This is a genomic window from Nitrospirota bacterium (assembly GCA_016212215.1).
In the GTDB taxonomy this organism is placed as follows: Bacteria; Nitrospirota; 9FT-COMBO-42-15; order HDB-SIOI813; family HDB-SIOI813; genus JACRGV01.
This window is the reverse complement of sequence record JACRGV010000008.1, coordinates 1-18,333: the sequence shown is the minus strand read 5'-3', so window position 1 is coordinate 18,333 and position 18,333 is coordinate 1. Positions and strand designations below refer to the sequence as shown.

The following is an 18,333-nucleotide window of genomic DNA, read 5'->3' as shown; positions in this document are numbered from 1 at the left end:
AAACAGTAAGCAGTGAGCAGTAAACAGGAAAGGCAGTCTTTATCTGCTAACTGCTTACCGCTTACTGCTTACTTGGGGTCATTTTCGGATGAACTCCCATGAACCGAGGGTTCACAAAGGGGCATGAAAATCAGCGGGACAAGAATGTCCCGCCTATCCTCATAGAAATGGATAGGCGGGGTTTTCTTACCCCGCCGGAGGGCATTTTCGAGTAAATAATGTAAGCTATATCAGCCTTAAAAGGTGCTATACCAAAATAAAGGTATGAAGTGAAACGATATAATATGGGAATTGTGGGTAATATAATAGGGATAACTTAATATAGTTTACTGACATAATCATCCAGTATTCTTCTGTGGTCAAAGGCAAGTTCTATCGGCAGGTCGTCCTTTGTGTATATCCCAACCTCTTTGGCATCATCTGCGGCTACCGGAGTTCCTTGAGCTCGTCCAATAAAGACTGTTGCTATGGTATGCTGTCGAGGGTCACGGTCAGGTGCAGAGTATATATGAAACTGCCGGACAAGCTCAACCTTGAGAGACGTTTCCTCAAGTGCTTCCCTTACTGCGGCTTCTTCGAGGGTTTCACCATAATCAACAAATCCGCCAGGTATGGCCCAGCCGTAAGGAGGGTTTCTCCGTTTGATTAAGACAATCCCCTTATTATCGAGTTCTATAATAATGTCTACAGTGGGGAATGGATTTTTGGGTTGGATTGATGTGCCGCATTTAGGGCATGTAGAGTATCGCATTGAATTTTATTTCCTGGTTATGTTACATCATGGACAAGGCTTCTTATTCCTCTACTTGGTGTGGATGGAGGAGTTTCAGCCGGGTATCCGATAGAAAGAATTGCTATCGGCCTCAGATTGTCTGATGCACCGATTATGTTATTAACTAAATCATCCTCAAAAGCGCCTACCCATACACTGCCGAGGTCAAGTGCAGTTGCGGCTAATTGTGCATAAGCACAAGAGATAGTAGCATCCTGCACACAATATAATTCAGCCCCCCTCATTCCGTATTTGATAAGTGACCTTGCCGGATGGGCACAGAATACAAGGGCAAGCGGCGCCTCTGCAATGAAATACTGACCTAATGCTGCATGTGCCAGATTTCTAAGTTTTTCCTCAGAATGTATAAGGAATATCTCAACTGCCTGCAGGTCACCGGCAGAAGGTGCTGCATTTGCTGACTCAAGTATTGTCTTGACCTTATCATCCTCTAATGGCTTATCCAGAAAGGCCCTGATTGATCGGCGATTATCAATAACTTCAAAAAAATCCATTTACTTTATTAGTCTCCTGATATTTGGTTATGCAGGCTGATATTAGCAAATGCAGGAGAGTATGGCAAGGGTTTCTCAATTTTAGCTCCTGTTATTATATTGCCTTGCCTTATTAAGATATGTTATTTTAATGGCACATATATACTATCCATTATGGATAACTTGAGGATTTTCGGATGAACCCTCATGCCCCCCGGGGCACAAAGGATGATGAAAATGAGGCTCCCTCACCCGGAGCCCCCCTCCTGCCTCCCCCCGCAAAGGAGGGGGGAGGAATTTGGTAGGAATTTAATTGCAGCTCTCCCGCCAGGGGAGAGGGCTGCTAAGTTTTTTCCCCCTCCCTTGACGGGAGGGGGTTAGGGGGAGGGTGAGCTATGGAGATTTTCGGATGAACCGTCATGAGCGGGGCGCTCACAAAGTGGCATGAAAATCAGCGGGACAGGAATGTCCCGCCTATCCTTGTAGAAGTGGATAGGCGGGGTTTTCTTACCCCGCCTGAAGGGAACTCGTATGAATACTATACAAGACATTAGTGAGATGAATAGCTATGTAATAGAGCTTCGCCGTGAAGGGGTGACCATCGGCCTTATTCCCACAATGGGGGCACTTCATGAAGGTCATTTAAGCCTTATGGAATATGCGAAAAGGGAAACTGACATTGTGATTGTCTCCATATTTGTGAATCCAACTCAGTTCGGTCCAAAGGAGGATTTTACGGAATATCCGAGAGACGTGGAGGGCGACAAGAAAAAGTTGGAAACAGTTGGGATAGATACACTCTTTCTCCCTTCTGCCTCTGCTATATTTCCGGATGGGTTCAGGACTTTTGTTGAAGTGGAAGGCATTTCCCATATTATGTGTGGTGAGACGAGACCCATACACTTTAGGGGTGTTGCAACTGTAGTATTGAAACTATTCAATATTGTAAGACCGCATAAGGCATTTTTCGGGCAGAAGGATTTTCAGCAGACAGTAGTTCTGAGAAGGATGTCTGATGATCTGAATACAGGCGTGGATGTGGTAGTTCTGCCGACAGTCCGTGAGGAAGACGGGCTTGCCATGAGCTCAAGGAATAAGTACCTGAATCAGGACGAAAGGAAGGCCGCAGCCGTACTTTACCGTTCACTGAGAAAAGCAGCAGAGATGTTTGAGGGAGGGGAGAGGTCTGCTGACATTTTAAAAAAGGAAATGCACGCGATGATTGCAGGCGAGTCTTTAGTAATTCCTGAGTACATTGTTATTGCCGACCCAGAAACACTTCAGGAAGAACAGGAAGCCGGTGAAGGCACTGTCATAGCCCTTGCAGCAAGAACAGGAAAGACAAGGCTGATTGATAATATTATTTTGTGATTTGCTATGACAAATATCATTGATGCTGATATCAATATTGTAGTTAAATCATAGATAAAATCAGCGGGACAAGAATGTCCCGCCTATCCTCAATTTATTCATGGATAGGCGGGGTTTTTCAACCTCGCCGGAAAGATATCGGGATAAACCGACATGAGCCTTCGGCTCACAAAGGATGATGAAAATGAGGCCCCCTCACCCGGACCCTCTCCCGCCAGGGGAGAGGGAGTCTGAGATTATTCCCCCTCCCTTGACGGGAGGGGGTTAGGGGGAGGGTGAGCTATGGAGATTTTCGGATGAACTTTATTAAATTCATTAACAGGAGGGGGGACTTATGGGAATATCTATAGAGGATGTACTGAGTGCACTAAGGGTTGTTATAGACCCTGATTTAAAGCAGGATGTGGTTTCACTTGGATTTATCAAAGACCTGAATATAGAAGGGAGAAGGGTTTCTTTTATTCTTGAGCTTACTACCCCAGCCTGTCCTTTGAAGGAACAGTTAAAGGCATCTGCTGAGAATGCGGTAAAAGGGATTAGCGGTGTAAGTGAAGTGAATGTTGAGGTTACTTCTAAAGTAGCTTCCCACAGGATGGAAGGGAATGAAGAGGTACTTCCGGGTGTTAAAAATATTATTGCAATTGCCAGTGGTAAGGGAGGTGTAGGAAAATCTACTGTTTGTGTAGGGCTTGCCACAGCGCTTGCTGCCACAGGGGCAAGGGTTGGCTTGCTTGATACTGACATATATGGTCCGAGTATTCCTATAATGATGGGTGTGAAGGAACAGCCCCAGTTAAAGGATCAAAAGCTTATACCAATAGATAAATACGGCATCCGGCTTATGTCTCTTGGTTTTCTGATCTCTGAAGATACGCCTTTGATATGGCGGGGGCCTATGGTTATGAAGGCGGTTGAACAGCTCATTACTGATGTTGCATGGGGAGAGCTTGATTACCTTTTAATGGACCTTCCTCCCGGCACAGGGGATGTCCAGTTGACCCTTGCACAGAAAGTGCCGCTCACAGGGGCAGTAATCGTAACTACCCCGCAGGACGTTGCACTGCTTGATGTTGTGAGAGGTATCTCAATGTTTAAGAAGTTAAATGTGCCGATTCTCGGTATTATCGAGAATATGAGCTATTTCTCTTGTCCCCATTGCGGCGAAAAGACAGAGATATTCAGTCATGGGGGCGGAGAGACAGCATCAAAGAAGTGGGAAGTCCCATTTCTTGGAGAACTTCCGTTAGACTTAAAGACAAGGGTTGGAGGAGATGCAGGCAAGCCAGTAGTGATTGACGCGCCTGATTCTCCACAGAGTAAGATATTTATAGAGATTGCAGAGAAGTTAGCAGCGGGGATAAGTACTTTGGGAAGATGAGATGTTAGAAGTTAGAAGCAAGAAGTTAGAGGTAAGACGTAAGATGTAAGAAGGAAGCGGTAAGAAAACAGAATGAAGTAGGGGACAGATATTCAATCTGTCCCCCTCCTTTGTTTCCCTACGCTATCTTTGAAATCCTTTCCAGTCTCCTGTTTGCTGCATCCCAATTGATATTCTTCATAAATGTTTCAATATATGGCGGTCTCTTTACTCCGTAGTCAATGGTGTAGGCATGTTCGTAAACATCCATGACAAGCAGGGGCCATGCTAATGCAGGATAGTTGTTGTGATGGGCATCTGCACCGTAATTGTGGAGTCTACCGTCATAGAAGCTGTAGGCCAGCATTACCCATCCTCTCACAGCCATTCCGCACGCCTTAAAATCCTCAATCCACTTTTCTGCAGAACCAAAGTCACGGTTTATCAGATCTGCAATCTTACCTGTAGGATTGCCTCCGCTGCCGCCAAGATTATCAAAGTAGAGTTCATGCAGTACCACACCGTTTAATGCAAAAGTCTCATCTGCCTTGAGGGCGCGGTATTCGCTGTATATCTGATTGGCCTTGGTCCTGTCTGCTGTTCCCAGCCTGTCCTCGATCTCATTTAACTTGTTTACATATCCTACATAAAGAATATCCTTGTGCTGTGAGATCTGATTTTCAGACAATCCTTCTAACTTCCCCATCTCAAACTTCTTTATCTCATGTGACATATCAGCACCTCCCTTTCTAAAAAAGCTTACAGAAACTTAAACTGCTCCATAAGTCTCCATAAGCAGGCATCCCTAAGAATGCCTTATGGTTATTGTTACATCTTACATCTTGCTTCTTGCCTCTAACTTCTTACTGTTCTCCTTACACTCCGGACATATACCGGTAAACCCCACACAGTGATTAAGAATCTTAAACCCTGTAGTTTCTGCAACGATTCCCTCTATCTCTTTTAATACGAAGTCTTCTACATCTCCGATTTTTCCGCACTTAATACATGTTATGTGATAGTGAAGGTCAGGATTACCATCAAACCTGCCTTCTTCACCACTGCATGCTATTTCAATTATCTCTCCCTTTGAGTGTAATAACTTCAGATTTCTGTATACTGTCCCCAGACTGATGTTAGGGATTACCTTTTTAACTTCTTTGTAAACCCATTCAGCAGATGGATGGGTCTTTGTTCCCCTAAGTACCTCAAGTATAGTCTCTCTTTGTTTTGACCGTCGTTGCATTTTTCAGCCCCTTTCAGTCATGCCTTACGTACGTATACCTTAAATACATTCCCTTCTTCAACAAGACCGATATATTCATTCCTGGTTGAGGAACACCATGCAGGCATATCCTTTTTAATACCGGCATCATCCGAGAGGACTTCAAGCACATCACCGCTCTGCATCTCTTTCATCTTCTTTGAAGTCAATATTATGGGCATAGGACATAGTTGTCCGACAGTATTTAGCGTTACATCAATCTTTGACGGGACACCCATCTTACCATTTCACCTCCTTTTTGATAATAGTAATAATTACTGATAAATAATTTATACGATAAAACACACCTGTTTGTCAACAAAAAAATAATATTTTTAAATCTTTTTAAGAATACACATGATCCGAGACTCTCAAAGGGGAATGAAAACCCCACCCTCACCCTGATCCCCCCTCCTGCCTCCCCCCGCAAAAGAGGGGGGAGGAATTTGGTAGGAATTTAATTGCAGCTCTCCCTGAGGGAGAGGGGGCTACGTTGATTCCCTCCCCTTCAAGGGGAGGGGTAGGGTGGGGATGGGGTTGATTTTCGGATGAAGTTGTTGCATTCAATACTTTACCTGCGGCCGTATTCAATTATCCGGCATTTCATTCCGGGCTTTCCTTCCCTTGCCCCTTCAATCCATGCAAAGCGTATTTTATCGGGATTGCCGGCGTTTATTAGATGGATTTCTTTTGGTTCTATCCTGTGTGTACGCATTTCGATAATGAGGTCTGCCAACCGCTCTACAGGATAAATGATGCTGAACCTACCTTTCATCTTTAGCAGATACCGGCTGACCTTCATTATTTCTCTGAGGCTTATGGTAAGCTCCTTATTTGATATGGCCTTTCCTTTGTGAGCGCCGGTGCGGCCGGATGATGGGGTTCTGTAAGGAGGATTGGTTATAATGTGATCAAAATGTGCGGATGGAAATAATTTGGGGAGTTCTTTTATATCTTTATGGAGTATTGAAATATGGGATGTCAGGTTATTGAGGACCACATTACGCTCTGCCAGTTCAGCCAGATCCTTCTGTAATTCCACAGCCGTAATATGGATAGTCGGCGCCTTCCTATATAGGAGAAGAGACACAACTCCACAGCCGGTACCAAGCTCTAATACTTTTGAATATTTTTTAGGGGAGGAAAGTTTGGAGAGGAGGATTGAGTCTGTGTTAAAACGATAGCCGTCTTTCTTCTGGATTATCTTAACATCTTCCATTTGTTCGAGGGTTTCCTCGGGATTTAACCCCATCCCCACCCTAACCCTCCCCTTGAAGGGGAGGGAATTTTCGTGGTCATTGAGATTAAGGATAGGTGGGACATTCTTGTCCCACTCATTTTCATCCCCCTTCAGCATATCTCTTTGCAAGTTCAATTATATCCTTGAGCGGCAGGCCGGTTTCATGGGCAAGGCGCTTGCAATCTTCATATTCAGGGACGATGTTTATTATACTCTCAGAACTGCCTGATACCTTTACCCGTACCCTGCCTTGTGGAAGCTCTATTTCTTTTATTTCCCTTTTAAGAGTTGAACGGCCTGTCTTGCTAATCCTTATGCCGATTGTTGTTGTCTCCTGAAAGATTATTTGTTTTATAATATCCAGTTTATCAAGCCCGGCAATAATACTAAGTAAATGTCCCGGTCTGCTCTTTTTCATTATGGTTTGAGTTAAATAGACATCAAGGGCGCCTGCCTGAAGAAGTTTTTCAATTACATATTCGTATATCTGCGGATTCATGTCATCAATGTTTGTTTCTATAACTAAGACCTCATCTTCTTCATTACTATATTGATCTTCTCCAATAAATACCCTGAGGATGTTTGCCTTTTCACTGAGGTCCCATCCGCCTGCGCCATATCCGGTTGATAGCAGTTTCATTTGAGGGAGCGGGCCGAATGAGGAGGCTATTGTTGTAATTATTGCCGCCCCTGTTGGAGTAGTAAGCTCCCGTTGTACACCACTTGAATATACTGGTACCCCTTTTAATAGTTCAGCTACAGCAGGGGCAGGAATAGAAAATGTACCGTGGGCGATTTTCACATGACCGCCTCCTGTGTCTATTGGAGATGCAATAACCTTTTCTATGCCCAACAACTGAAGACATATAACAGAGCCGACAATATCAACGATAGTATCAATGTGACCTACTTCATGAAAGTGGACATCTTCAACAGCACAGTTATGAACAACCGCCTCTGCCTCAGCGAGCCTCTGTAGGATGTAGAGGCTCCTGTTTTTTATATCAGCATCAAGTGTACTGTCATTGATTATTTGACGGATGTTTTTCAACGGCCTGTCAGGTAGGTCAGGAGATTCTATAATAACATCTGCCTTTGTGGCCTTTATCCCCTTTTTAAGCACAGTAGATGCGGAGACAGTAAAGCCATCGAGATTAAGACATGCCAACCCCTCTCTGAGTTTATCCAAAGAGGCCCCGGCATCCAACATCGCCCCCAATATCATATCTCCGCTTATACCGGAGAAGCAGTCAAAGTAGGCTGTTTTCATACGCAAATCCCTACGGCGGGGTAAGAAAACCCCGCCTATCCACACATAGATTGAGGATAGGCGGGACATTCCTGTCCCGCTGATTTTCATTGCCATTTTATTGTCTTTCGGGATGGAATCCAGAAACACATGTAATAGGCAATCTTTATAACGTGTTTATCTTATGTGCTAAACATGCCGCACCGAATCCGTTATCTATATTCATTACTGCTACGCCGGCGGCACAGCTATTCAGCATTGTCAGGAGTGCGGCTAATCCGCCAAAACTTGCGCCATAGCCGCTGCTTGTCGGTACTGCAATAACCGGCTGGGGGGAAAGTCCGCCTACCACGCTTGCCAGCGCCCCATCCATACCGGCAACAACAATAATTACACGTGCTGACCTGAGTGCCTCCTGATTATCAAGCAGACGGTGGATGCCTGCTACCCCAACGTCATATAGGGTATTTACCTTACTGCCGAGTGCTTTAAGTACAGTGTGGGCCTCTTCTGATACAGGCATGTCAGATGTCCCGGCTGTCATCACAAGGACTTCACCTTTTGTCTCCTTTTTCTTCCTGTGTAAGATAGTGACCACCCTTCCGGATGAATTATATAAAGCCCTTTTGTCAATAGCCTTCAAAGCCTCATATATTTGAACCTCCGCCCTTGTTGCAATAATATCCCCATTCTTATCAAGGATACGTTCTGTAATCTTTACAACCTGTTCAACCGTCTTCCCCTCACAGTAGATTACCTCAGGCATACCCTGACGCAGGTGCCTGTGATGGTCTATGCGGGCAAAATCAAGGTTCTCATAAGGAAGGTGTTTAAGCCTGTCCATAGCCTTTTCAACATCGAGCTTATTGTCTCTGACAGCTTTGAGTATATTCTTTATCTGATCAGGCTTCATAGATTATAACCCCATCCCCACCCTAACCCTCCCCTTGAAGGGGAGGGAATTTTCTTTTTTCTTACTTCTAACTTCTTGCTTCTTACTTCTGCCTTCTTACCTCTCCCCCCGCTCACTCCTCCTTCATCTCCCTCATCATTAAATCATGCACTACCTGCTGTACATCCTTGCCTTCGTACAGAAGATTGTAAACCTCCTGCGTAATCGGCATCGGTATGTTATGTATCTTTGACAGTTCTAATGCGGCTTTGGCTGTCCTGACGCCTTCTGCAACCATACCGTGACCGGACATCTCTGCTAATATTTCACTTAGTTTCATCCCCTGTCCTACCTTATATCCCAGTGTCCTGTTCCTGCTTAATTCCCCGGTACATGTAAGGACTAAATCTCCAAGTCCTGATAGTCCGTAAAATGTAGCAGGATTAGCACCCATAGCCATTCCAAGCCTTTTAATCTCTGCAAGCCCCCGTGTAATCAGGGCCGCCCGTGTATTATGACCGAAGCCAAGCCCGTCTGAACAACCTGTTGCAATGGCCATAATATTTTTTAATGACCCGCCCATTTCTACTCCTATTACATCCATGTTAGTATACACACGAAAATAGTGACGGGCAAAAACCTTTTGCAGCTCCTTCACAAGGGCTTCATCAAAGCCGGCTATGGTTATGGCAGTAGGCAGTCTTTTTACAACCTCTTTTGCAAAACTCGGCCCTGAGAGGACAGCAAACTTTCCATAAGTAGATTCAGGGAGTATATCTTTAAGAACCTGTGACACAGTCTGTAGTGAATCAATAGTAATACCCTTAGTTGCACTGATAACAGGCACATCCTGGAAGGATCCTTTGATTGATGTAAACACATCTTTCACTACATGTGACGGGACTACAGAAACAATAATGTAACAGGATTCAACAGCCTCTTTAAGTGAGTTTGTGGGATAAATATTCTCAGGTATTTTATATCCCGGCAGATATAGTGTATTTTCTCTCTTTGTTTTTATAATTTCAACAAGCTCTCTTTCATACGCCCACAGAACCACATCATTATTACTTTCAGCCAGTAGTATCGCCAGTGTCGTCCCCCAGCTTCCTGCACCCAGAACTGTTATTTTAGAATTCATGAAAATACCTTTCCCCTTTTTGCTCGAAACAACCCCATCCCAGCCCCCCGATAACTACAAAGGAATTTCCTCTCCCTCAGTGAGAGGATTAAGGTGAGGGTGGGGTTTTTAATATTGCTTGCATGATTTTGCAGCCATGATTATAATTCATTGATGATGTATGTCAAGCAAAGGCAATATAAATTTTTATGACCCTATTCTATCTCTTCATTTTTATGATCGGGGCAAGCATAGGGAGTTTTCTTAATGTCTGCATATACAGGCTGCCGCTGGAACAGTCTATTGTATCGCCGCCTTCTCATTGCCCTGTTTGCAATACCCCGATAAGGTTCTATGATAATATTCCTGTCTTGAGCTTTATAATCCTTGGCGGGAGATGCAGAACCTGCAGGACTCCAATATCCGTTCAGTATGTTTCGGTTGAGATATTTAATGCTGTCGGGTATATCTTCTTATTCAGGGAATTCGGGCTATCGCCTACGTTCATCATCTATGCAATATTCTTCTCATCACTTGTTGTGTTAAGTGTTATTGACCTTTATTATAAGATACTGCCTGATATTATTACTATTCCTGGAATAATTTTAGGACTTATAAGCAGCAGCCTTATTCTTTCTACTGGTTTCAAAAGCTCGTTAGTAGGTCTGCTCATAGGCGGTGGTTTATTTTATATTGTCAGCGTAGGAAGTCTTGTAATTCTAAATCGTGAAGGCATGGGAGGCGGTGACGTTAAGCTCATTGCAATGATTGGCGCCTTCTTAGGGTGGAGGGATGTTATTGTCACAATAATGCTGGCTTCTCTTATAGGGTCTATTGTTGGAATATTTATGATGATATTCTTCGGCAAAGATAGAAAGTACCAAATCCCGTTCGGCCCATTCTTAGCATTAGGCGGGATGATAAGCATGTTTTTCAGTGAGGCAATAATAGAATGGTATCTGGGGATCACCTTACATTATTAATAGCTTTTGGGGCAGGCATTATAGCATCGGCTATTGCCCTCTATTTAATTCTCAAGGTATTATTTCGTACACGCAAAGATCTTCTTGAACATGATTTTCAGCCGGATACCTCTATAAAAAAGGAGAAGGTGGAGTTTGTGATAGATACCTTTAGTGACCTCATCACTAAGTTGAAGGAAAAAGAGGATGAGCTGGAAAGGCTTCGCGGTGAAGCAGAAGATCGGGCATCAGTTGCAGAAAGCTATAATGAGGATATTTTACGCTGTGTCGGCAGCGGTGTTATAACATTCAACATGGATAGTATGATTACAACCTTTAATCAGGCCGCAGAAAGGATTCTGAGAAGGACGAGGGGAGAAGTGATCGGTTTAACATGTAATGATGTCTTCGGTTCTGATAATATACTATGCAGGCTGATCAATAATGCCATGTTGTCCGGCAGGCCCTTATTGAGACAAGAGATTGAAATTGAAAGAGAGAAGATGTCTAACATCTGGGTCGGTCTTTCAATATCACCTTTAAAAGACAGGGAAGGGAAGATGATTGGATTGATAATTGTTTTGACCGACCTGACTGAGATAAAGATGCTGAAAGAGCAGGGTGAACTTAAAAAACGCCTTGCTATGCTCGGAGAGATGTCCGCAGGGATTGCCCATGAATTGCGCAACTCAATGGGAACGATAGCAGGCTATGTGAAACTCCTCTCAAAACAGAATCAGGATGACCAGTTCAAGAGCCATGGGCTCACAAAGGAGAACGATAATCCCCCCCTTAGTTTAAGGGGGGGCATGGGGGGGGTATTCTCAGATGAACAGCCATCAAAGGAGATCCTGTCTACCATTACATCTGAAATTAATTCGATGGATTTGATCATAAAAGAATTATTAAATTACGGAAAACCTGTCTCTCTTTCTCTATCAAAGGTAGACCTTATAAAAATAATCAGAACAGCCATTGAAACCGCTATCGGAAGGATACAGGATATTAAACCGGAGGCTAAAATAGAAGTGAAATTGAATGTGCCTGCTTATATGCAGATATTTGTTGATGAGGTGTTGATCCGTCAGGCATTACAGAATGTAATACAGAACGCAGTTGAGGCAATGCCGGAAGGCGGGAGTCTCATGGTTGATGTTAAGGACTACAGGGCAGAGTCATTTCTCCCTTCTGCAGAAGGCATACAAACAGAGTTGCGTGAGGGTGTTGAGATTTTTATCTCAGATACAGGGGCAGGCATATCTGAAGAGAATCTTGATCGGATTTTCCTCCCGTTCTTTACAACAAAATCACGCGGTACAGGTATGGGGCTTGCCCTTGTACATAAGATTATTCTTACGCACGGCGGTAACATTAAGGCAGACAGCAGGGAAGGTATAGGAACAACTTTCAGGATATATTTACCATGGCTTCAATCCTTATAGTAGAAGACAATATAACAATGGCAAAGATGCTCCTTCAGACTCTTGCGATGGAGGGGCACAAGGTCATTGTATCCAATAATACCCGTGAAGGTATTGAGAAGATTCAGAGGGAGACCCTTGACCTTGTCCTGAGTGACTTGCGGCTTCCATCCGGTACCGGATTTGATGTACTATCGGCAGTGAGGGAACAATCACCTTTTATCCCTGTAATTATAATGACTGCATTCGGTACGGTTGAGGATGCTGTCCGGGCTGTAAAGGGCGGGGCCTATGATTTTATTACAAAGCCCTTTGACACAGACCATCTTCTGTTATTAATCAGCAGGGCATTAGAGAAACAGCGCCTGCTGACAGAGAATATCCTGCTTAAAGAAGATAAAGACAGAACCGCACCCATACTGATAGGTAACAGCCCGAAATTTTCAGAGGCAATGAATCTGGCACGGAAGGTTGCATCAAGCAAGGCAACCGTACTACTGGCAGGAGAGAGCGGCACAGGGAAAGAGTTGTTTGCAAAGACGATACACCGTTTGAGCACCTATAAAGACGGCCCGTTCACAGCAATAAACTGTGCTGCCATCCCGAAAGAGCTTCTTGAGAGTGAACTGTTCGGTCATGAAAAGGGGGCATTTACAGGTGCAACGGATAAGAGGATCGGCAAATTTGAACTTGCAAACAGGGGAACTATATTCCTTGATGAGATAGGAGAAATGGAACTGGGACTACAGGCAAAGCTCCTCAGATTCCTTCAGGGGGAGGAGATAGAACGAGTCGGCGGGGGTAAGAAGATCCACATTGACGCAAGGATAATAGCGGCAAGCAACAGAGACCTTGAAGATGCAATAAGGGAAAAGACCTTCAGAGAGGACCTGTTTTACCGCCTGAAAGTATTCCCCATTGTACTGCCGCCGCTCCGTGAGAGACAGGAAGACATACCCCTGCTTACATATCATTTTATTTCTATTTACAACAAAGAGCTTAAAAAACAGGTACACGATATTTCAGACCCGGCAATGGAGATACTGATTAATCAGCAGTGGAAGGGAAACGTCCGTGAGCTTGAGAATTGTATTGAAAGGGCAGTTATCCTGTGCGACGGCAATGTAATATTGCCTGAACACCTGGGACTGACGGATACAAAAAACAGAATCTCCACAATCTCGAAAGAGGGCCTCTCCGAAATAGCCGCTGCCGCCACCCGTTCCGCAGAAACCCGCGCCATCAAAGCCGCCTTAGATCTGACCCAAGGCAACAAGACCAAAGCCGCAGAATTCCTCAAAGTAAGCTATAAGACACTGCTGACAAAGATAAAGGATTACGGGATAGAGTAGGTGGGGATGTAACCCCGCCATTGACTGTAAAAACTCATCCTGATATTCTGTCATAGGAAAAGCAAATTCCAATAGGGAAAATAGGTAAGGAGGAGGTTATCAATGTCAAAGGCAAATGTTGTAAGAATAGAACATATAGACGTTAAAAAGAGTGATATTGACAAGGTTAGGAAGGGGTTCGGAGTTAAAGATAATGTTGAAGCAATAAAGAAGGCATTGGATATGGCAGCAGGTAAGATTGAGATTGAAAGCATCTTTGAAAAATACAAAGGGACAAAGATAAAAAAAGTTTATGATTAAAAAGGTTATAGATACAAATATCTTTATAGACCGCTTTTCCAGTCCGGATTTATATAGAGAAATTTTTCTTTCAAGCGGTACAGTATATCTTTCTTCCATAGTATTAATGGAACTCAGGGCCGGTGTACACACAAAGCAAGCTTTAAGTGCTATAACTGAACTCTTTGATTGTTTTAAACAGGTTGGTCGGGTTCTGGTTCCTTCATTAACTGATTATTAAAAGGCCGGTGAGATCATTTCTAAACTTCAGGCTGCAAAAGGATATAACATCAAAAAATCTGCTTCGATTACAAACGACTGCTTAATTACAGCTTCAGTGAGGAGCATGGGGGCTATTCTTTTTACAAAAAATAAGAAAGATTTTCTGCCGATACAAGAAGTTTTTAATTTTAAGGTAATGTTTGTTTAAGTTATTGATGAGCGTAATGGAGTGTCAAAACCGTAATAATTGGTGTTCCCATATACAGCAGGAGAGAAAGTCCCTCAATATCTAATGAAATGAGATGACCGGCAATCATTTTGTAATGGTATTCTGCCAATGCATCATCATGTCTCAGAATTAACGAAAGATTCCATGTTCTCTTAGAAATTTTTTTGAATCTAATTCATTATTTAAGGCAAAATCAATCAGCCTTGAGGCATTGGGTTCTATAATCAATCCCCATGAAGGAAGTTCAACATTAAGTTCTATCCAGTTTTGTGGCCATACTACAGAAATCTTATCTAACAATGTCTTGTCAAACAAAAGGCACCAATGCCGGCCTTCCAATTCAACCCAATATGCCAGCTCTGATTGAGAACTTCTATTTATATCTATATTAATCCATGCTCCTCGTTTACTTCTTGCAATGACCCCTCTTCTATTTTCTACAACGTATAAGGGACCAAACAGGGTATTATTTGATGTTTCTCTCTCACTGATAAAAACAATATCACCAGTATTTATGAGTGAAAGCTCCCGTGGAAGCGAATAGGTAAAAGCATCATTAGTAATTCCATACATGCCATATAGAATACATGCTGCTAATCTCTGAAAATTGTCAGTGTGGACTTTAAATACTTTTCTATCAGGCATGTTGGTTTATTAAGTTAGAGCTTAACGATCCTATACTAATCAAACGGTATTATTGAAACATTGACAGCTTTCTTAGCTCCCCTTCAAATGCACCTTCATCGAGGTTTCTGTTAAGCCTATTCCTGTATAAATCTATAATCTTTTTAACAGGAACCTCAACTATCGTTATTTCATCTCTTCTTTGAATAAGGCTGTGGTTTTGACTATTCGTAATTATCCAGACACTTTTGTAACAGTTATGAATATCTTGTAATTCTTGACCAAACGTTATGATTCCTTCCCTTAGGCGGTTACAAAAGTTTTTAATCTGTTCTTCCTTTCTATTACGAAAATCAGTGTCAAGAGTGCAATCATATAGTACAGCAACATTTTTGAATCTGAAAAAACCATCTGCTTTACCTCGCTGATCTTGGGGAGCAAATTTATGTACAATATGAATTCCAAGACACCTGATGAGATAGTAAATATACTTTTCAAATTCCTTCCAATCATTGGGTCTAATCAGAACATCAAAAAATGCAGGGTCAAAAATCTTTTCCGGTTCATTACTTACATTATGATAATTCTCCACATTTTCAAGATACCAGCCTGGCCCATAATCAAGATATCTGTCAGGACAGTCAATCTTATTATCCAGTTTAACACTGAAGGATATACTTTTTTCACCCATATTATTCTGAATTATGCAAATATCAGAGACTTTCCCCTCCAACGTTGACACAATTCTATTATTCTTATCTCTTTTTATAAATATTGTATCTGTATTATCTCGAAGTTTTTCTTCATTCATTCCATTCTTCAACATTCCTGTTTTATATTTAGTATTCTGCAAGTTTATCCAGTGATTATCAAATTTTGTTACCATTATATACTTCATCATTTCATCCAGAATTTAGATTTGGGTTCATAAGTTATCAAGATTACGTTTCTGTTTTCTTTTCCATGCAACAAGACATGCCAGTCCAGAGGCTAGAAGTAGTAGTGTATTGGGTTCAGCGACTGGATGGGAATCACCGTTACGTACAGCCCAAGCACGGCCATAAGTATTTTTGGGACACGCTCCTTGTCCACCAATGTCGACACCGAAGCACCATGCATCATTAGGATCGCCTCGAATAACGTCCGTTTCTGTCCAGTCAGTCACGAGGAACATGTTAATAAAGGGGCCAGTGTTAACCAATGGTCCTCCTGCAGGGTTTAATAGTTCTATATAATAGAGATGCCCCAACTCACCTCCCTTGCATCCTAATCCCCACGAAATTCCCCATCCTGTATCCTGGTTAGAACAGGTGGGATCAGGTTGAAGAGTCGCAGGGAGTCGCCAATCATTATAACCCGCATATACAAGATTATCTGCATAATTTACCGCCTCAAACCAAGTCATTACTCCATCTGCATCATAGCCAGATGTCTTGGCATAATTTGCATCCTGAAGCCAGGTGATGTTCATATCTGTATCATAGATAAGCCCACTACCCCTATCAATTAATGTGGCTGTTGCAGGGGTAATATTTAAGAATAACGTTATAAAGATTGTTAATATGATTTGTTGAGTAGACATTATTCATACCTCCTTTAGGTATTATTTGTATTCCCACCCTTTCCGAGGTATTACAAAACCTCTGGATTTTATTTTCACGGGAGTAATTACTTTAACAAGAGCCTCTCTTTTAATAAGATTAATTTTCTCAGGACAATGTTTACTTTGAAACCATCCATGTTCCTGAATCGCCAGTACAAGCTCCCCCTTTTATTACAGCATAACTTCCGTTCATATCATTACCCACTGCAGTGCCATCAAAATCTACTCGTAGACTACCTGTAAAAACAGCACCACTGGAAATATTATTTCCACTAACTGACCCCGAAATATTCCCCACAGAAAAACATGGAGATCCTCCCATGGTGATAGTACCACTAATATCTGAACCATTTTGGCTTAAAGATAATGATACAGTACCTCCATTTATTCCATTTTCACTATTCCATGAACCAGACCAATTACCCGTTACATTAATAGATGGCGGCTTAGAATTGTCACTATTACCGCTTCCACTGCTGCACCCCAGAGGCATATAACTCAAGAAAAAGATTAATGTTGAAAAAAACAAGACCAATTTCTTCATAGGCGTGTAATCTCCTTTCTAAATTTATAGCTATTATTTGTAAACCGTCCCACGATGTTATCGTTTAAATCCAATTAGCTATCCATATTAGCCAGTGAATATTATCATAATTGATTACTATAGACAATATACTATTGATTACTTTAGCCGTATTTACTTTAGGCATCATTCCATTGTTTCCTATATCAAGGTAGGATTATGGAAAATATCAGAGAATGGGCAGGGAATAGGATTAAATATGTCAGGAGTAAAGCTGGTCTGACGCAGTTTCAATTAGCTGAGAAAGCAGGGTTAAACCTCAGTTGGCTTGGTCAGATTGAGAGAGGTCAGAGAACTGCAACAATCATCACTCTTGATAAAATTTGCAAGGCTTTAAATATAACATTCGGAGAGTTTTTTAGTGATTCAAAGCAATTATTTCACGAAGATGATCTGCTTGCCAGAGAATTGCTGGAACTTATGAAGGGGAGAAATAAAAAAGACATACTTCTTATTATTGATTTAGCCAGACGGATATTTCTACCTGCCCCACCAGTAAAAAAATCAAAAAGAGACTAATTGTTTTAAGCTATTCTGCTGTAACGGCTTACAAATAGGGGTATAAAGAGCGTTATTACAGATAGTTAGATACCGGATAGCCTTGTTCTGGTTTGGGGAAGAGTATAAGAAAAAGAGGTGTGCAGAATCCACTTCTGAAGTCCACAATGTATAAGGTCACCATATTAAACAAGTATAATTTATATGTAGGGGATAACTTTTCTGAAACTATAAGGGGTATTGTTTTTTATTTTTTGGGCTAACCATAGAGAACTTTACCATTTCTAAGAATTTTGTTTATAAAAGGGTCATCCAGAGAAATACGTTCATTAACCTCTTCTGGTTTGTAAACAATGTAATCAACAGGGAGATCGGTTTCCATTAAATGGTATAACTCTCTTATCCTTTCGTCTCCGTAATATGGGACATCTTTTTTGACAATGAAAATATCAATATCATTTATCTCTTCATTTCCCCATATTGCAGAACCAAAAAAGAATAATTTTCCCCGGTCTGTATTTTGTGATGAGCTGATTTTTTATATTCTCGATTTCCTTGAGGACTTCTTCTTTTTTCATATATCCTCTTTGTTTCTGAGGTTATAGTAGGCAAAAAGCACTTTCCTGTCAACAGAAAGTTATGCCCTTGTACATAAGATTATTCTGACGCACGGCGGCAACTGTAGGGGATAATGAAAATATCCCCAAAAGTAATAATTTATGTCCTGTTTAATTCTTTAATTCCCCCTTTCATATTTCATGTATTTTATTCTTTAATTCCCATCAGAGTATTGTTCTGTTT

Annotated in this window: 21 protein-coding genes; 8 read left to right on the top strand and 13 right to left on the bottom strand. The window is 42.0% G+C overall.

Annotated elements, in window-relative coordinates; translation table 11 throughout:
* Positions 1–316: 316 nt before the first annotated feature.
* Positions 317–751 (bottom strand): NUDIX hydrolase, encoded by a 435-nt coding sequence (locus HZA08_01140; protein ID MBI5192027.1) that lies wholly within the window; start codon positions 749–751, stop codon positions 317–319.
* 17 nt (positions 752–768) lie between these two features.
* The gene (locus tag HZA08_01135; protein MBI5192026.1) at positions 769–1,287 is read right to left on the bottom strand and encodes a nitroreductase family protein; all 519 of its coding nucleotides are present in this window, start codon (positions 1,285–1,287) and stop codon (positions 769–771) included.
* A gap of 510 nt (positions 1,288–1,797) precedes the next feature.
* Between HZA08_01135 and HZA08_01130 the strand changes: the two genes are divergently transcribed.
* Together HZA08_01130 and apbC are read left to right on the top strand one after the other, a co-directional pair.
* Entirely contained in the window at positions 1,798–2,637 is an 840-nt protein-coding gene (locus HZA08_01130) for a pantoate--beta-alanine ligase (GenBank protein ID MBI5192025.1), read from the top strand.
* A 334-nt stretch (positions 2,638–2,971) separates the two neighbouring features.
* A complete protein-coding gene (gene apbC, locus HZA08_01125; GenBank protein MBI5192024.1) occupies positions 2,972–4,015 on the top strand; it encodes an iron-sulfur cluster carrier protein ApbC in 1,044 nt (347 codons plus the stop codon).
* Between the two features lie 118 nt (positions 4,016–4,133).
* Here the strand turns inward: apbC and HZA08_01120 are convergent, their stop codons facing one another.
* The 7 genes from HZA08_01120 to HZA08_01090 form a co-directional block, all read right to left on the bottom strand.
* The gene (locus tag HZA08_01120; GenBank protein ID MBI5192023.1) at positions 4,134–4,727 is read right to left on the bottom strand and encodes a superoxide dismutase; all 594 of its coding nucleotides are present in this window, start codon (positions 4,725–4,727) and stop codon (positions 4,134–4,136) included.
* 102 nt (positions 4,728–4,829) lie between these two features.
* The gene (locus tag HZA08_01115) at positions 4,830–5,240 is read right to left on the bottom strand and encodes a transcriptional repressor (protein MBI5192022.1); all 411 of its coding nucleotides are present in this window, start codon (positions 5,238–5,240) and stop codon (positions 4,830–4,832) included.
* Between the two features lie 17 nt (positions 5,241–5,257).
* Positions 5,258–5,497: a sulfurtransferase TusA family protein gene (locus HZA08_01110; protein ID MBI5192021.1), complete on the bottom strand. Its 240-nt coding sequence runs from the start codon at positions 5,495–5,497 to the stop codon at positions 5,258–5,260.
* 332 nt (positions 5,498–5,829) lie between these two features.
* Complete coding sequence (locus HZA08_01105; protein MBI5192020.1) at positions 5,830–6,627, bottom strand: methyltransferase; 798 nt, start codon at positions 6,625–6,627, stop codon at positions 5,830–5,832.
* On the bottom strand, positions 6,599–7,768 hold the full coding sequence (gene larC / locus HZA08_01100; protein ID MBI5192019.1) for a nickel pincer cofactor biosynthesis protein LarC: 1,170 nt from the start codon (positions 7,766–7,768) through the stop codon (positions 6,599–6,601). The genes HZA08_01105 and larC overlap by 29 nt, the downstream gene beginning before the upstream one ends.
* Positions 7,769–7,913: 145 nt before the next feature.
* Positions 7,914–8,660, bottom strand: coding sequence for a nickel pincer cofactor biosynthesis protein LarB (gene larB / locus HZA08_01095; protein ID MBI5192018.1), 747 nt, complete (start codon positions 8,658–8,660; stop codon positions 7,914–7,916).
* Between the two features lie 112 nt (positions 8,661–8,772).
* Positions 8,773–9,780 carry an NAD(P)-dependent glycerol-3-phosphate dehydrogenase gene (locus tag HZA08_01090; protein MBI5192017.1) on the bottom strand — a complete coding sequence of 336 codons (1,008 nt, stop codon included), beginning with the start codon at positions 9,778–9,780 and terminating at the stop codon, positions 8,773–8,775.
* 188 nt (positions 9,781–9,968) lie between these two features.
* Here HZA08_01090 and HZA08_01085 point away from each other — a divergent pair, with 188 nt between their 5' ends.
* The 5 genes from HZA08_01085 (at position 9,969) to HZA08_01065 (ending at position 14,014) form a co-directional block, all read left to right on the top strand.
* Positions 9,969–10,742 (top strand): prepilin peptidase, encoded by a 774-nt coding sequence (locus tag HZA08_01085; protein MBI5192016.1) that lies wholly within the window; start codon positions 9,969–9,971, stop codon positions 10,740–10,742.
* A complete protein-coding gene (locus tag HZA08_01080) occupies positions 10,712–12,163 on the top strand; it encodes a PAS domain-containing protein (GenBank protein MBI5192015.1) in 1,452 nt (483 codons plus the stop codon). The genes HZA08_01085 and HZA08_01080 overlap by 31 nt, the downstream gene beginning before the upstream one ends.
* Entirely contained in the window at positions 12,145–13,494 is a 1,350-nt protein-coding gene (locus HZA08_01075; protein MBI5192014.1) for a sigma-54-dependent Fis family transcriptional regulator, read from the top strand. The genes HZA08_01080 and HZA08_01075 overlap by 19 nt, the downstream gene beginning before the upstream one ends.
* A gap of 102 nt (positions 13,495–13,596) precedes the next feature.
* The gene (locus HZA08_01070) at positions 13,597–13,794 is read left to right on the top strand and encodes a hypothetical protein (protein MBI5192013.1); all 198 of its coding nucleotides are present in this window, start codon (positions 13,597–13,599) and stop codon (positions 13,792–13,794) included.
* Positions 13,787–14,014, top strand: a complete 228-nt coding sequence (locus tag HZA08_01065; GenBank protein MBI5192012.1) for a hypothetical protein — start codon at positions 13,787–13,789, stop codon at positions 14,012–14,014. The genes HZA08_01070 and HZA08_01065 overlap by 8 nt, the downstream gene beginning before the upstream one ends.
* A 339-nt stretch (positions 14,015–14,353) precedes the next feature.
* Here HZA08_01065 and HZA08_01060 read toward each other — a convergent pair whose 3' ends face one another.
* The 4 genes from HZA08_01060 to HZA08_01045 form a co-directional block, all read right to left on the bottom strand.
* On the bottom strand, positions 14,354–14,869 hold the full coding sequence (locus tag HZA08_01060) for a hypothetical protein (protein MBI5192011.1): 516 nt from the start codon (positions 14,867–14,869) through the stop codon (positions 14,354–14,356).
* Between the two features lie 49 nt (positions 14,870–14,918).
* The gene (locus HZA08_01055; protein ID MBI5192010.1) at positions 14,919–15,749 is read right to left on the bottom strand and encodes a hypothetical protein; all 831 of its coding nucleotides are present in this window, start codon (positions 15,747–15,749) and stop codon (positions 14,919–14,921) included.
* Between the two features lie 24 nt (positions 15,750–15,773).
* Positions 15,774–16,430, bottom strand: coding sequence for a DUF1566 domain-containing protein (locus HZA08_01050; protein MBI5192009.1), 657 nt, complete (start codon positions 16,428–16,430; stop codon positions 15,774–15,776).
* A gap of 139 nt (positions 16,431–16,569) precedes the next feature.
* A complete protein-coding gene (locus HZA08_01045) occupies positions 16,570–16,995 on the bottom strand; it encodes a hypothetical protein (protein MBI5192008.1) in 426 nt (141 codons plus the stop codon).
* Positions 16,996–17,193: 198 nt separating this feature from the next.
* Here HZA08_01045 and HZA08_01040 point away from each other — a divergent pair, with 198 nt between their 5' ends.
* Complete coding sequence (locus tag HZA08_01040) at positions 17,194–17,553, top strand: helix-turn-helix transcriptional regulator (GenBank protein MBI5192007.1); 360 nt, start codon at positions 17,194–17,196, stop codon at positions 17,551–17,553.
* The last annotated feature ends 780 nt before the right edge of the window (positions 17,554–18,333 follow it).